Origin of the sequence: Seonamhaeicola sp. NFXS20 (genome assembly GCF_049132085.1) — a bacterium.
Lineage (GTDB): Bacteria > Bacteroidota > Bacteroidia > Flavobacteriales > Flavobacteriaceae > Seonamhaeicola.
Map to the genome: position 1 here is coordinate 613662 of NZ_JAFMPU010000001.1, position 15461 is coordinate 629122.

11 protein-coding genes are annotated in these 15461 nt (G+C 33.3%); 8 read left to right on the forward strand and 3 right to left on the reverse strand.

The features are described 5' to 3' along the window. Positions 1 to 46 precede the first annotated feature (46 nt). The 3 genes from J1D01_RS02710 to metK all read right to left on the reverse strand — a co-directional run bounded on the left by J1D01_RS02710 (position 47) and on the right by metK (position 3077). Positions 47 to 619, reverse strand: coding sequence for a hypothetical protein (locus J1D01_RS02710; protein WP_421149733.1), 573 nt, complete (start codon positions 617 to 619; stop codon positions 47 to 49). A 127-nt stretch (positions 620 to 746) separates the two neighbouring features. Continuing rightward, positions 747 to 1574 (reverse strand): hypothetical protein, encoded by an 828-nt coding sequence (locus J1D01_RS02715; RefSeq protein WP_421149734.1) that lies wholly within the window; start codon positions 1572 to 1574, stop codon positions 747 to 749. Positions 1575 to 1823: 249 nt separating this feature from the next. Continuing rightward, positions 1824 to 3077, reverse strand: coding sequence for a methionine adenosyltransferase (metK, locus tag J1D01_RS02720; protein WP_372935239.1), 1254 nt, complete (start codon positions 3075 to 3077; stop codon positions 1824 to 1826). A gap of 601 nt (positions 3078 to 3678) precedes the next feature. Here metK and ilvD point away from each other — a divergent pair. From ilvD to J1D01_RS02760, 8 genes are all read left to right on the forward strand, one after another. Beyond that, positions 3679 to 5364: a dihydroxy-acid dehydratase gene (gene ilvD, locus J1D01_RS02725; RefSeq protein ID WP_372935237.1), complete on the forward strand. Its 1686-nt coding sequence runs from the start codon at positions 3679 to 3681 to the stop codon at positions 5362 to 5364. 54 nt (positions 5365 to 5418) lie between these two features. Further along, a complete protein-coding gene (gene ilvB / locus J1D01_RS02730) occupies positions 5419 to 7155 on the forward strand; it encodes a biosynthetic-type acetolactate synthase large subunit (protein ID WP_421149735.1) in 1737 nt (578 codons plus the stop codon). A 114-nt stretch (positions 7156 to 7269) separates the two neighbouring features. After that, positions 7270 to 7803: an acetolactate synthase small subunit gene (gene ilvN, locus J1D01_RS02735; RefSeq protein WP_372935233.1), complete on the forward strand. Its 534-nt coding sequence runs from the start codon at positions 7270 to 7272 to the stop codon at positions 7801 to 7803. 58 nt (positions 7804 to 7861) lie between these two features. Continuing rightward, positions 7862 to 9337, forward strand: coding sequence for a ketol-acid reductoisomerase (ilvC, locus tag J1D01_RS02740; RefSeq protein WP_372935231.1), 1476 nt, complete (start codon positions 7862 to 7864; stop codon positions 9335 to 9337). A gap of 138 nt (positions 9338 to 9475) precedes the next feature. Continuing rightward, entirely contained in the window at positions 9476 to 10741 is a 1266-nt protein-coding gene (gene ilvA, locus J1D01_RS02745; RefSeq protein ID WP_372935229.1) for a threonine ammonia-lyase IlvA, read from the forward strand. Positions 10742 to 10884: 143 nt separating this feature from the next. Beyond that, positions 10885 to 12477, forward strand: coding sequence for an NADP-dependent glyceraldehyde-3-phosphate dehydrogenase (locus J1D01_RS02750; RefSeq protein ID WP_372935227.1), 1593 nt, complete (start codon positions 10885 to 10887; stop codon positions 12475 to 12477). 150 nt (positions 12478 to 12627) lie between these two features. Next, positions 12628 to 13143 carry an azurin gene (gene azu / locus J1D01_RS02755; protein WP_372935225.1) on the forward strand — a complete coding sequence of 172 codons (516 nt, stop codon included), beginning with the start codon at positions 12628 to 12630 and terminating at the stop codon, positions 13141 to 13143. Positions 13144 to 13194: 51 nt separating this feature from the next. After that, on the forward strand, positions 13195 to 15459 hold the full coding sequence (locus J1D01_RS02760) for a DUF7133 domain-containing protein (RefSeq protein ID WP_421149736.1): 2265 nt from the start codon (positions 13195 to 13197) through the stop codon (positions 15457 to 15459). The last annotated feature ends 2 nt before the right edge of the window (positions 15460 to 15461 follow it).

The following is a 15461-nucleotide window of genomic DNA, read 5'->3' on the forward strand; positions in this document are numbered from 1 at the left end:
TTGAGTGGATTTACTATAACATAATTTATCTATGGCTATAGTAGTATTATTGGTTGTTAGAGGTTTGCCGTTTATATAATGAAAAGTAATGTTCTGCAATTTTACCTTTTTCATCTTTAGAAATAGGAGGTACTTGAAATCTTTGGGACTTTAAATGTAATATAGTATCTGATTGCTGTACTATTTGATATTCTGTATTTCCGCCAAGTATAGTAGTTATTAACTTACCGTTATTTTCTTTAAATTTACCTTTAAATTTTTGGGCAGGAGTATCTGCCGTTAGTGCGTTTTTTTGTTTTGTACCGTTTTCTACTTGGGAAACATTATATTGGTTTTGTAAAATTTTAACCACATATTTACCGTCTGCAGAGAAAGACCAAATGGTAGTGCTAAAAGGAATTTGTTGTTTGCCTCTGATGTTGTTGTCGGTCCATACAACAGAATCTAATTTCCATTCTCCTGATATAGAAGGGAGGTTAGAATTAGGCTTTATTTCAGTCTCTATTTGGGTAAATGTAGTTGTTGGTTGTGTTGTTTTTCTATTTTTACAACTACTAAAAGCGGCAATGAAAAAAAGGCAGATTACCGTTTTAAAAACAAAATTTATAGAAGTATTCATTTAATAGGTTAAAGAAGATTTATAAGACAGTAAAAATAAATAAATCTATTTAAATAGTTTTCTTATTTCTGGGACTTTTATAAAAATTATAGGGTGTTGTGCAACGGTTTCACTTGTTATAAAACGTTTACTTGTAATATTCTATTTGTCTTTCGCAAACCATATTTAACTCTCCGCTTGAACTTCTTTTTTTTGTTATCCAATTTCCATGTTTATCGTACACAATTTCAAATGATGTTTGGCGTCTTTGTTTGCCTTGTTTATCAAAAGCATTTTGAATAGTTAGGTTATTCATCTTATCATATTCAGATACGAGCTTTACATAATTGCCTTTTGGATTTGATCTAATCTGTACACTTTCATTTCCATTATAATCATACCAGTACTTTCTCTTGTCTTTTAAATTACCGTCTGGTTTATATCTTAATTCCTCTGTTTTTTTATTATTAGAATTGTATTTATACACATATTTCCAACCCATTCTGCTTTCAGGGTTTTTTAGTTGTATTTCAATAATATTTCCATTTTCATCATATTTATTAGATTGAATTTCGGTCAGATTGTTTTCAGCATCGTACGTTTTAACCTCAATCAGATTTTCGTTGGAATCGTACTCATAAATCCAATAGCTCATTATTTCGCCCGATGCGTTTTTCTTTATGCCTTTTAGGGCATTTCCTTTTTCATTCCTTTCATACATCGTTTTTGTGTAGATAGAACCATCGGTGTCGTATAGGCCATATTCAATGGGCTCTTCATTTTTATCATAAAGGGTGTATGAATCAAGTTCAGAATTAAAAAGGTCTTCTCTATTTTTCAATGCTCCATTCTCAACTCTATAAATAACTTCTTTAATCAATTTTATTTTTGGTTTAAGACTATCTTTGGTTGATTGAGCCACAAGGTTAACTCCTGAAAAAGAAATTAGAATTATGAGTAAAAAGATGTGTTTCATGAGTTTGTTAGCTGGTTTTGTGTAAGTGTGAGTAACAGATTAATGTGCGTTAATTTTTGGTTTAGCACAGGTGTTAGAAATTTTGAATGGGCAAGTGGCTTTTATTCATTCATTTTTATGTAGTTTTAAATTCGGTTATATTCAATTATTAAACAAAGTTAGTTGAATTTTCGTATAAATTCAATGCTTGTAAAACAAAAAAAAAGACTGCAATTAGCAGTCTTTTTTAATATATAACTAGTCTGTTTTTTACAAACCAAAAGCGGTTTTTACTTTATCAATATAATCTAGTTTTTCCCAAGTAAAAAGTTCTACATCTAAGGTTTTACTTTCTCCGTTAGGCTGTGTAAAGGTTTTAGTAACGGTTTTATTAGTACGCCCCATGTGCCCGTAAGCTGCTGTTTCGCTGTACATTGGGCTGCGTAATTTTAGACGTTCTTCTATGGCAAACGGACGCATATCAAAAATTTGTTTTACTTTTTTTGCAATTTCGCCATCACTTAGGGTAACTTTAGAAGTGCCATAGGTGTCAATAAAAATTCCCATTGGTTCTACCACACCAATAGCGTAACTAACTTGTACTAAAACTTCATCAGCAATACCTGCGGCTACTAAATTTTTAGCAATATGGCGGGTAGCGTATGCAGCACTTCGGTCTACTTTACTTGGGTCTTTACCTGAAAAGGCACCACCACCATGAGCACCTTTGCCACCGTAGGTATCTACAATAATTTTGCGACCTGTTAAACCAGTGTCACCATGAGGGCCACCAATAACAAACTTACCTGTTGGGTTTATATGGTATTTAATATCATCATTAAACAAGGCTTGTATTGCTTCTGGGAGTTTTGCTACCACACGTGGTATTAGTATTTCTTTAATGTCTTGTCTAATTTTAGCAAGCATGGTTTCATCATCAGCAAAATCATCATGTTGTGTAGATACTACAATAGCATCAATGCGTTGAGGTACATTATCATCGCTATACTCTATGGTAACTTGACTTTTAGAGTCTGGTCTTAAATAGGTGATTTCTTTGTTTTCTCTCCTTAAATTACTTAACTCTTTTAATATACGATGCGATAAATCTAAAGCTAAAGGCATATAGTTTTCGGTTTCGTTGGTAGCGTAACCAAACATCATACCTTGGTCTCCTGCACCTTGTTCTTCTTTGGTGGCTCTATCAACTCCGCGGTTAATGTCGTCAGACTGTTCATGGATTGCAGAAAATACACCGCATGAATTGCCATCAAACATATATTCTCCTTTAGTGTATCCTATTTTATTAATAGTATCTCTGGCAATTTTTTGAACATCTAAATAGGTGCTAGATTTTACCTCGCCAGCAAGTACAACTTGTCCGGTTGTTACTAAGGTTTCACAGGCTACTTTAGAGTTAACATCAAATGCTAAAAAATTATCAATTAAAGCGTCACTAATTTGGTCAGCAACTTTATCAGGGTGTCCTTCAGAAACACTTTCCGAAGTAAATAAATATGGCATTATTAATTAATTTATGAGATAAGATTTGACGGAAAACGTCAAGGAAGTTAACACTGCCTTTAGCATTTTTAGTTATACCAATTTTAAATCAGCATAAAGAGGTTGCAATCAGTCAAATCTTTCCTCTGTTGTTATGGGGGCAAATGTAAAAAAATTAAAGGAAAGGCAAATTAATTTTTAGGTTTTTAACCTAAATTTTGGTTAATTGATATTAAATACAAATATTTGACATATAAAACTATGAAAAAACAAATTTTAAATATCATTTCTTTTATTGTCGTTGTGATTATTTCACAGTGATAGGAAGTGCTATTTAATTATTAAAATATAAAAAAGCCTTCCTGATAACGGAAGGCTTTTTTTATGATTTTTTTTAAGATTTGGGCATCATAAAAATATCGAGTTAATTAATTGTATGTTAGAATGTTATGTATTTTTTTATAACAGTGAATTTAACCATGATTTATATTAAATAAAAAGTAAAAAAAGGTAAAGGTTTATTTTCGTTGACCTTATAATGAGTATTTTTTGTTAAAATTCTTAAAATCATAGAAATATCATTCTTTAAGCACGATAAGATTTAAAATTTTTTATAAAAAACATGAATAAATTAAATAAACACAGTAGTAGGCTAACACAGGATGAGTCTCAACCAGCATCACAAGCTATGTTGTATGCAGTAGGATTGTCTGATGAAGACATGAAAAAAGCACAAGTAGGTATTGCAAGTACGGGATATGATGGAAACCCGTGTAATATGCACTTAAATAATTTGGCTGCAGAGGTTAAAATTGAGTGTAAAATTGCAGATATGGTTGGTTTAGTGTTTAATACTATTGGTGTTAGTGATGGTATTTCAATGGGAACTTCGGGTATGAATTACTCACTAGCTTCTAGAGATATAATTGCAGATTCTATAGAAACTGTTATGAACGCTCAAAGTTATGATGCGCTAATTTCAGTAGTAGGATGTGATAAAAATATGCCAGGAGCCATCATAGCTATGTTACGATTAAATCGTCCATCAATTATGATGTATGGCGGAACTATTGCTTCTGGAAATTATAAAGGAAGAAAACTAAATATTGTTTCTGCATTTGAAGCTCTAGGTCAAAAAGTTGCAGGAGAAATAGATGAAGAAGAATACAGAGAAATTATTAAAAGAGCCATTCCTGGAGCGGGGGCTTGTGGCGGTATGTATACTGCAAATACTATGGCATCTGCTATAGAGTGTATGGGGCTTGCATTGCCTTATAACTCTTCTATTCCAGCAGAAAATCCAAACAAATTATCAGAAAGCGAAAGAACAGCAAGAGCTATTAAAAATTTATTAGAATTAGATTTAAAACCTCTGGATATTATTTCTAAAAAATCTATAGAAAATGCTATTGCATTAGTAAATGCATTAGGGGGGTCTACAAATGCCGTATTACACTTTTTAGCCATTGCACATGCTGCGGATATTGATTTTACTCTGGAAGATTTTCAACGTGTAAGCGATAGAACACCTTTAATAGCAGATTTAAAACCATCAGGAAAATACTTAATGGAGGATGTTCATGGTATTGGTGGTACACCTGCAGTAATGAAATATTTATTAGATAATGGTTATTTACATGGAGATTGTATGACGGTTACAGGAAAAACATTAGCCGAAAATTTAGCCGATGTAGAACCACTTAAATTTGAAGATGAACAAGACGTTATTTATCCAAAAGATAAAGCATTAAAATCTTCAGGTAACTTACAAATACTTTACGGAAACTTAGCAGAAGAAGGCGCTGTAGCTAAAATATCTGGTAACGAAGGGTTAGTTTTTGAAGGAAAAGCTGTGGTTTATAACAGTGAGCAAGAAGCTAATACAGGTATAGGTAATGGTGAAGTAGAAAAAGGAGACGTAGTCGTCATTAGGTACGTGGGGCCAAAAGGAGGACCAGGCATGCCAGAAATGTTAAAACCAACATCTATGATTATGGGTGCAGGGTTAGGAAAATCTGTAGCATTAATTACAGACGGACGTTTCTCAGGAGGAACCCACGGCTTTGTTGTTGGGCATATAACCCCAGAAGCTCAATCAGGTGGAACCATAGCTTTAATTGAAACAGGAGATAGAATTAAAATTAGTGCAGAAGATAACTCTATAAATGTATTACTGTCTGATGAAGAATTAGCAGAAAGAAAAGCAAAATGGGTTGAACCGCCATTAAAACATAAAAAAGGAATATTATATAAATATGCAAAATCAGTTGCATCAGCATCTAAAGGCTGTGTAACAGACGCATTTTAAAACATTTTGTCATTCCGAATTTATTTCGGAATCTCATCAATTAAAGTTGAGATTATGAGTAACACACAAACAATTAAGAAAGAAGAAAATAAGGCAGTAAAAACAGAACGTATTACAGGTTGTGAAGCCATCATCAGATGTTTAATAGAGGAAGGAGTTGATATCCTTTATGGCTATCCAGGTGGTGCTATCATGCCAGTTTACGATGAGTTATTTAAATATCAAGATAAAATACATCATGTATTAACCCGCCATGAGCAAGGGGCAGCACATGCGGCTCAAGGTTATGCGCGTATTTCTGGTAAAGTTGGAGTTGCCATGGCAACATCTGGACCAGGAGCAACTAACTTAATTACAGGAATTGCCGATGCTCAAATAGATTCAACACCATTGGTATGTATAACTGGGCAGGTGTTTTCACATTTATTAGGAAGTGATGCATTTCAAGAAACCGATATTGTTGGTATTTCAACACCAGTTACAAAATGGAACCACCAAGTAACAAAAGCAGAAGATATTCCAGAAGTTTTAGCAAAGGCTTTTTATATTGCTAAAAGTGGGAGACCAGGACCTGTTTTAATTGATATCACCAAAGATGCTCAAATTCAAGAGTTTGATTTTAAATATAAAAAATGTACAGAAGTAAGAAGCTATAAACCTGTACCAAAAACTAACATTGAATCTGTTAAAGCTGCAGCAGAACTTATTAATAGTGCTAAAAAGCCATTAATTGTTTGGGGGCAAGGTATTATTTTAGGTGAAGCCGAAGAAGAACTTAAAGCAGTTGTTGAAAAAGCAGGTATCCCTGCAGCGTGGACTATTTTAGGGGCCTCTGCACTACCAACATCACATCCGTTAAATGTGGGGATGGTTGGTATGCATGGTAATTACGCTCCTAATAAATTAACAAACGAGTGCGATGTGCTTATTGCCATAGGTATGCGTTTTGATGATAGGGTTACTGGCGATTTAAAAAGATATGCTAAACAAGCTAAAGTAATTCACTTTGATATAGACCCAGCAGAAATTGATAAAAATGTAAAAACCGATGTTGCAGTTTTAGGTAACTCTAAAGAAAGTTTAGCACTATTACTAAAAGAGTTAGAAGCAAATTCTCACCAAGAGTGGCACCAAAAGTTTAAAGATTTATATAAAATTGAATACGAAAAAGTAATAAAATCAGATTTATTACCAGAAAAAGAAGGCTTAACCATGGGTGAGGTGCTTAAAGAAATTAATACCCAAACTAAAGGAGATGCTGCTATAGTTTCAGATGTAGGGCAACATCAAATGATAGCTTGTCGTTATGCCGAATTCAATAAAACTAAAAGTAATATTACATCCGGTGGCTTAGGTACTATGGGGTTTGCTTTACCAGCAGCTATAGGAGCTAAAATGGCAGCACCAGAGCGAGAAGTAGTTGCAATTATTGGTGATGGTGGTTACCAAATGAATATTCAAGAATTAGGCACCATTTTTCAACAAAAAGTACCCGTAAAAATTGTAGTTTTGAATAATGAATTTTTAGGAATGGTACGCCAATGGCAACAGCTGTTTTTTGATAAGCGTTATGCTTCAACAGAAATGACTAATCCAGATTTTATAGCTATAGCAAAAGGTTACCATATTGAAGCAAAAAAAGTGGTAAAACGAGAGGAATTAGCTAGTGCAGTTAAAGATATGATTGCTTCAAAAAACTCGTATTTCTTAGAGGTTTGTGTTGAGAAAGAAGATAATGTGTTTCCAATGATTCCAACAGGAGCTTCAGTGTCAGATGTTAGATTAAGCTAAACATCAGAATTAAAAAACAGAAAAAAGAATGAGATGAAGATTGATTTTAAAAGAACTGTAAGTTAAATAGTTTGTTGGTCTTTTAATTTTTCATCTTGCTAAATCATTTATAAAATGAACGAAGAAATAAAAACACTTACGATATCAATTTATACCGAAAATAATATTGGTCTTTTAAATCGTATATCGGCTATTTTTCAGCGCAGACATATTAATATAGAAAGTTTAACAACATCACAATCAGAGATTGAAAATGTAAACCGTTTTGTTATTGTTGTTAAAATATCAGAAACCCAAGCTAAAAAAATAGTAGGGCAAATAGAGAAGCAAGTAGAGGTTATAAAGGCTTATTATCATGATGATCATGAAACAATTTTTACAGAGTCGTGCATGTTCAAAATTAAGTCTGAATTACTGTTTGAAGAACCTCAAATTCAAAACATTATCAAAGAAAGTAATACTAGAATTGTAACTGTAAATAAGCAGTTTTTTGTTCTAGAAAAATCTGGCAGACGCCATGAAATTGAAGCATTACGTAGAGATTTAAGCGTGTTTGGTATTATGCAATTTGTACGTTCTGGTAGAATTGCTGTTACTAAAGATGAAATGAAAATAACAGAATTATTAGACGGAGTTAAAAATAAATAATTAAATAAGCATCCATAATAGGTGGGTGAAAACTGAATATTAAAACAAGAATATTAAAATGGGAAATTATTTTAACACTTTATCGCTAAGAGACAAATTAGAGCAATTATCAAAGTGTAGGTTTATGGATTCTTCAGAGTTTGGAGATGGTGTAAATGCCTTAAAAGGAAAAAAGATAGTTATAGTAGGTTGTGGAGCGCAAGGACTTAACCAAGGTTTAAACATGAGAGATTCTGGTTTAGATATTTCTTATGCACTACGTGAAGCTGCTATAAAAGAAAAACGAGCTTCTTTTGTAAATGCTACAGAAAACGGATTTACTGTAGGTACTTACGAAGAGCTAATTCCAACTGCAGATGTAGTTTTAAACTTAACACCAGATAAACAGCACACTAATGTAGTTAATGCGGTAATGCCATTAATGAAAAAAGGAGCAACCTTATCGTATTCTCACGGATTTAATATTGTTGAAGAAGGTATGCAAATTCGTAAAGACCTAACTGTAATTATGGTAGCGCCAAAGTGTCCAGGTTCAGAGGTGCGCGAAGAGTATAAAAGAGGATTTGGTGTGCCAACACTAATTGCTGTTCACCCAGAAAATGACCCAGAAGGAAAAGGTTGGGCGCAAGCCAAAGCCTATGCTGTTGCAACAGGAGGTGATAGAGCAGGTGTTTTAGAATCGTCTTTTATTGCAGAAGTAAAATCAGATTTAATGGGAGAGCAAACCATTTTATGTGGGTTATTACAAACAGGATCTATCCTTTGTTTCGATAAAATGGTAGAAAAAGGAATTGAGCCTGGTTATGCTTCTAAATTAATTCAGTACGGATGGGAAACCATTACAGAAGGTCTTAAATACGGTGGTATTACCAATATGATGGATAGACTTTCTAATCCAGCAAAAATTAAAGCGTTTGAATTATCTGAAGAATTAAAAGATATTATGCGTCCACTATTCCAAAAACATATGGATGATATAATGGAAGGACGTTTTTCTAGCGGAATGATGGCAGATTGGGCCAACGGAGATGAAAAATTATTAACATGGAGAGCCGAAACTGCAGAAACTGCCTTTGAAAAAACACCAGCTGCTGATGTAGAAATAACAGAGCAAGAATACTATGACAATGGTGTGTTAATGGTAGCTTTTGTTAGAGCAGGTGTAGAGTTGGCTTTTGAAGCTATGACAGAATCTGGAATAATTGATGCCTCTGCTTACTACGAGTCTTTACATGAAACACCACTTATTGCAAATACCATTGCAAGAAAGAAATTGTTTGAAATGAACCGCGTAATTTCTGATACTGCAGAATACGGATGTTATTTATTTGATCATGCTTGTAAACCGTTATTAGCAGACTTTATGAAAACCATTGATACAGACGTTATTGGTAAACCTTATGCAAAAGATAATGGAGAAGGTGTTGATAACGCAAGATTAATTGAAATTAACGCAGCTTTAAGATCGCATCCTGTTGAAAAAGTAGGAACCTTTTTAAGAGCTTCAATGACAGCAATGAAACCAATAGTTTAAGAGTAATTGCATATTATATATTAAACCTCATAAGTTTTCTTATGAGGTTTTTTGTTTTTTAAATTACGGTAATAATACAATTAAGTAACTTGCAAATAAAGTAGGTTTTAATACAATTAATGTTATAAAATAATAATTATGCAAAAGGAAAACATAGCATATTTTCCAGATATAAAAGATGTGGTACTTGCAGCTCAAGCTATTAAAAAAGTATCGGCACTAACTCCCTTAAGTTATGGAACAAGATTTTCAAACAAGTACAACGCCAATATATATTTTAAGAGAGAAGACCTACAACAGGTTCGTTCCTATAAAATAAGAGGAGCTTACAACAAAATAAGTTCATTATCAGAAACTGAATCTAAGAATGGAGTGGTTTGTGCTAGTGCAGGTAATCATGCACAAGGAGTAGCGCTTTCTTGTAAATTGTTAGAAATAAAAGGTACTATTTATATGCCAACGCCTACGCCAAATCAAAAAATAGAGCAGGTAAAAATGTTTGGAGGCAAGTTTATTAACATAAAATTAGAGGGTGATACTTTTGATGATGCATATCATGCAGCAGTAATTGAATGTAAGCAAAAAGAAAAGGTGTTTATTCATCCATTTGATGATGAAAAAGTTATTGAAGGACAAGCAACTATTGGTTTAGAAATCTTAGAGCAGGCAGATAAGCCTATTGATTACGTTTTTATTCCCGTTGGTGGTGGTGGATTAGCAGCAGGATTATCATCAGTATTTAAAACCTTATCACCAAAAACAAAGATTATTGGAGTAGAACCAGAAGGAGCGCCATCTATGAAGGTTTCTATAGAAAATAATAAGAATACCGAATTGAAAGAAATTGAAAAATTTGTTGATGGAGCAGCAGTTAAAAGGGTTGGTGATTTAACGTTTCCTATTTGTAAGCAGAATTTAGATGAAGTGATTGTTGTCCCAGAAGGTAAAGTTTGCGAAACCATTTTAGAACTTTACAATAAAGATGCTATTGTTGTAGAGCCAGCAGGTGCTTTAAGTATTTCGGCCTTAGATTTTTATACCAAAAAAATTAAAGGTAAAAATGTTGTTTGTTTAATAAGCGGAAGTAATAATGATATTACCAGAACCCCAGAAATTCAAGAAAGAGCTTTATTATATGCCAATTTAAAGCATTATTTTATTGTAAAATTTCCCCAACGCGCAGGAGCGTTAAAAGAATTTGTGGTAGATATCTTGGGTGAAGATGATGATATTACCTATTTTGAATATGCAAAAAAAACAAATAGAGAAAACGGTAGAGCTGTAGTGGGTATTCAATTAAAATCTTCTAATGATTTAGACCCTTTAATAAGAAGAATGAAAACTCATAATTTTTATGGAGATTACCTAAATGATAAACCAGATTTATTTCAATTTTTGGTTTAAATTATATTAATTTTTTTGATATAATGTCATTTTTTTCGCAATCGTTTTCGTGTGGTAGATAGTGTTTTGAGAAGATTTTAACTATATTTTTAAGCTATTTTAGTTTTCTTTGAGGCCAATAAAAGAATCTAAAGTAGTTAATTATGGCAACTCAATTTAAAGAAATTCCAGACGCTTTTAAAATTACATCGCTTTTACACCAAAACACATATTTGGTAAATGGCGAGCTAAAAAATTGGGATGGTGATACCGCCAAGGTTTATTCAACAATATCTTCAACTTCAGAATACAAGCAAACACTATTAGGAACCGTTCCGCAGTTAGGAGAAAAAGAAGCTTTAGAAGCGCTTAATTCGGCTACATCGGCTTATAGTAACGGAAAAGGGCTATGGCCAACAATGAAAGTGGCCGATAGAATTGCGTGCATGGAGTCTTTTGTAGAGCATATGCAAACCAAAAGAGAAGAGGTTGTAAAACTTTTAATGTGGGAAATAGGGAAAAACTTACCAGATTCTGAAAAAGAATTTGATAGAACTGTAGATTATATTTATGATACTATAGAAGCTTATAAGCAAATAGACAGAGATTCTGCTAAGTTTGAAAAACATTCTGGGGTATATGCTCATATTCGCCGCGGACCTTTAGGAGTAGTACTATGTTTAGGGCCTTATAATTACCCTTTAAATGAAACATTTACCTTGTTAATTCCGGCCTTAATAATGGGTAATCCTGTTATATTTAAACCAGCAAAATTAGGTGTTTTATTAATATCACCTTTGTTAGAAGCTTTTCAGGCTAGTTTTCCAGAAGGTGTAGTTAATATTGTTTATGGGCGCGGACGTACCTTGGCTACACCAATAATGAAATCTGGTAAAATTGATGTGCTAGCATTAATAGGAAATAGTAAATCTGCTAATGCATTACAAGCACAACACCCAAAAGGGAACAGATTGAGAATGGTTTTAGGTTTAGAAGCTAAAAACCCCGCAATAGTATTGCCAGATGCCGATTTAGATTTAGCAGTAGATGAATGTATAGCCGGAACTTTATCTTTCAATGGGCAGCGTTGTACCGCTTTAAAAGTATTGTATGTACATGAGTCTATAGTTGAAGAATTTAATAGGCGGTTTGCCTACAAAGTAGACCAACTTAAATTTGGAAACCCTTGGGAAGAAGGCGTAAAATTAACTCCGCTCCCAGAGGTAGATAAACCATCATACATTAAAGAATTGATTGATGATGCTATAGGTAAAGGAGCAAAAATATTGAATAAAAAAGGTGGTGAAATTTCCGAAAATTTCATTTTTCCAGCTGTTTTATATCCTGTTAATAAAAGCATGAGAGTTTTTCAAGAAGAACAATTTGGACCAGTAATACCAGTAGTGTCTTTTTCTGATATAGAAGAACCTCTTGATGATATGGCAGAATCTAATTACGGACAACAAGTAAGTTTGTTTGGTAAAAACATTCAAACCCTTTCTCCGTTAATTGATACTTTAGTTAATTTAGTTTGTAGGGTGAATTTAAATAGTTCTTGCCAAAGAGGTCCAGATGTATATCCGTTTACAGGAAGAAAGGATTCAGCTTTTGGTACCTTAAGTGTTCATGATGCCTTACGTTCATTTTCAATAAGAACCTTTGTGGCTTCAAAAGATAATGAGTACAATAATGCTATTCTAACAGATCTTTTAGAACAAAAAACCTCTAACTTTATTAGTACAGATTATATTTTATAACAACGGTATTAAATATTCTATTTTAGGTGGTTGGTTTGTTTAGTGTGTTTTTTTTCAGTGAAAAATAATGCACTTCTTTCCATTTATATATTTATATATTTGGAATTACGTTAATTTTAAAAAGTATATAAAAACTTAAAACACTAAAAAATGAATGTACTAAAGTTTGCACTCGCGTCTTTTTTTTTCTGCTTATTGTCAATAAGTTGTGGTGGAGATAAGAAAAAAGAGAAAGAAAGCTTTTCTTATGAAAATAAATCTGCAGTTAAAGAGGAAATAAAGGAAGATTCTAATATTGCAAATGTTGTGTTAGTTGGAGATGATGCTATGAAGTTTGATAAATCTGAGATTAGAGTGAAATCTGGTCAAAAAGTAAAACTAACTCTAAGACACAAAGGAAAAATGCCTATTACTGCCATGGGGCACAATGTAGTAATTCTTAAAAAAGGTGTTAATGTTACAGCTTTTGCAAGTAAAGCTGCTTTAGCAAGAGATAATAATTACATTCCTAAAAACTCTGAAGATATTATTGCGTTTACAGAAACTATTGGTGGCGGACAAACTACTTCAATAGAGTTTGATGCGCCCGAAGCTGGTACTTACGATTTTATTTGTAGTTTCCCAGGTCACTATGCAATTATGAAGGGTAAGTTTATTGTAGAATAATTATTATTAAAGAATTTAAATCCCTTTTTATAACCACCAACAAACAACTAAATGAAAAATAGAATATTTAAAATTGTATTGCCAATTGCTTTTGGCCTGTTACTTTTTTGTTGCACCAACAAAAAAGAATATTCAGATATAATTTACGAAAAACCAGAAATAGTACCTGAGGCACCTTCAACATTTATGTCTCCTGAAGAAAGTATGAAAACTTTTTATCTGCCTGAAGGTTATAAAGTAGAACTTGTGGCTAGCGAACCTATGGTAGATGAGCCTGTGGCTATTGCTTGGGATGGAGACGGACGGATGTATGTAGCAGAAATGAACACCTATATGCAAGATGTTGACGGTACAGGAACTATGCGGTCAATTAGTAAAATAAAAAGGTTAGAAGATTTAGATGGTGATGGTAAAATGGATAAAAGTACCGTTTTTGTAGATAGCCTAATGTTGCCTAGAATGATTTTACCTCTTCAAGATGAACTCATTGTAAATGAAACCTTTTCATACGATTTATGGAGCTATAAAGATACCGATGGCGATGGAGTTGCCGATGAGAAAAAACGAGTTTATTATAACCCTAACCGACGTGGGGGTAATTTAGAACACCAACAAAGTGGCTTAATTTGGAATTTAGATAACTGGGTATATACCACTTATAACCCTATAAGATTTAAATTTAAAGGTAATGGTGAAGTTGTGGTAGATTCTTTAGAAGCAATGCCTAGTGGTCAATGGGGCTTAACCCAAGATGATTTAGGAGTCATGTATTATTCTTCTGCAGGTAGTGAAAATCCAGCGTACGGATTTCAACAACCAGCAGTTTATGGAGATTATAATCCAAAAGGACGTCTAGCTAAAGGATTTATGGAGCCTTGGCCAATTGTTGGTACGCCAGATGTTCAAGGTGGACCCAAGCGTTTACGTGACGATAATACGCTAAATCGTTTTACAGGAGTGGCGGGTCAAGAAATTTATCGCGGACATAAACTTCCACCATATTTATATGGCAATTTATTTATTCCAGAACCTGTAGGGAGACTTATCCGTAGAGCAGTAGTCAAAGTTGATCAAAACGGTAAACGTGTACTACATAATGCTTACGATAAAACGGAATTTATGGCTTCGACAGATTTAAATTTTAGACCAGTTCAAGCTAAAACAGGTCCTGATGGTGCTCTATATATTGTAGACATGTACCGAGGTATTATTCAAGAAAGTAACTGGACTAGAGAAGGAAGTGCTATTCGTCCAGTAATTAAAAGAAAAGGGTTAGATAAAAATATTGGAAAAGGTAGAATTTATAGAATTGTTCATGAAGATATTAAACCAGATGAAAAACCTAACCTTTTAACAAAAACAGCTGCAGAATTAATAGACTATTTAGGGCATCCAAATGGTTGGTATCGTAATACAGCTCAAAAACTTATTATCTTAAAAGAAGATAAAACGGTTATTCCTAAACTAAAAGCAATTGCAAAAAACAATGAGTCGTTCTTTGGTGGTTTGTTTGGAACCGATAAAGATTTAGGTATACAACGTGTTCATGCTTTGTGGACTTTAGAAGGCTTAGGTGTTGTTGATAAAGAACTTATAAAAGAAAAACTTCAAGATGAAGACGAACGTGTTAGAATTACTGCTATCCGTTTAAGCGAAACATTCTTTAAAGAAGGTGATAATGATATTCTTTCCGATTTAGAAAAACTAATAGCAGACCCATCAGTTCAAGTTGTAAATCAACTAGCGTTAAGTTTGAGATATAGTAAATCTGATAAAGCTACCGAAATATTAAAAACTATTGGTGAAAATAACGAAGCAAACGAAATTATAACCCATTCAGTTACTGAAAGTTTAAAGAAAGACGATTCTAGATTAACCCAACTTAAAAAACGAATTTCTAATAGATCGCTAGGTGAGAAAAAAAGTATTCTAGCTGGATACGATTCTTATAACCAATTATGTATTACTTGTCATGGGCCCGATTTAAAAGGTATGCCAACCGAAGACGGGAAACTTATTGCTCCTTCGTTAATAGGAAGCCCTCGTGTTACTGGTAATAAAACAACACTTAGTAGAATATTGTTGCACGGGTTAATTGGTCCTATAGAAGGTGAAGAATATGGTATTATGATGCCATTAAAAGCGAATAGCGACCAATGGATAGCAGATGTTTTAACATACATAAGGGCAATGAATGATGAAGGTGGTGTGCACAGAAAAGTTGTATCCAATGCCAGAAAAAAAGCTGAAGGAAGAGAAGATTATTGGACAATGGAAGAACTTCTAGCTCTAGAAAAAAAGGAACAAAAAAAGTAATT

Coding starts and splice junctions, on each gene's coding strand:
- J1D01_RS02710 (WP_421149733.1), bottom strand. CDS start 619: ATGAATACTTCTATAAATTTTGTTTTTAAAACGGTAATCTGCCTTTTT.
- J1D01_RS02715 (WP_421149734.1), bottom strand. CDS start 1,574: ATGAAACACATCTTTTTACTCATAATTCTAATTTCTTTTTCAGGAGTT.
- metK (WP_372935239.1), bottom strand. CDS start 3,077: ATGCCATATTTATTTACTTCGGAAAGTGTTTCTGAAGGACACCCTGAT.
- ilvD (WP_372935237.1), top strand. CDS start 3,679: ATGAATAAATTAAATAAACACAGTAGTAGGCTAACACAGGATGAGTCT.
- ilvB (WP_421149735.1), top strand. CDS start 5,419: ATGAGTAACACACAAACAATTAAGAAAGAAGAAAATAAGGCAGTAAAA.
- ilvN (WP_372935233.1), top strand. CDS start 7,270: ATGAACGAAGAAATAAAAACACTTACGATATCAATTTATACCGAAAAT.
- ilvC (WP_372935231.1), top strand. CDS start 7,862: ATGGGAAATTATTTTAACACTTTATCGCTAAGAGACAAATTAGAGCAA.
- ilvA (WP_372935229.1), top strand. CDS start 9,476: ATGCAAAAGGAAAACATAGCATATTTTCCAGATATAAAAGATGTGGTA.
- J1D01_RS02750 (WP_372935227.1), top strand. CDS start 10,885: ATGGCAACTCAATTTAAAGAAATTCCAGACGCTTTTAAAATTACATCG.
- azu (WP_372935225.1), top strand. CDS start 12,628: ATGAATGTACTAAAGTTTGCACTCGCGTCTTTTTTTTTCTGCTTATTG.
- J1D01_RS02760 (WP_421149736.1), top strand. CDS start 13,195: ATGAAAAATAGAATATTTAAAATTGTATTGCCAATTGCTTTTGGCCTG.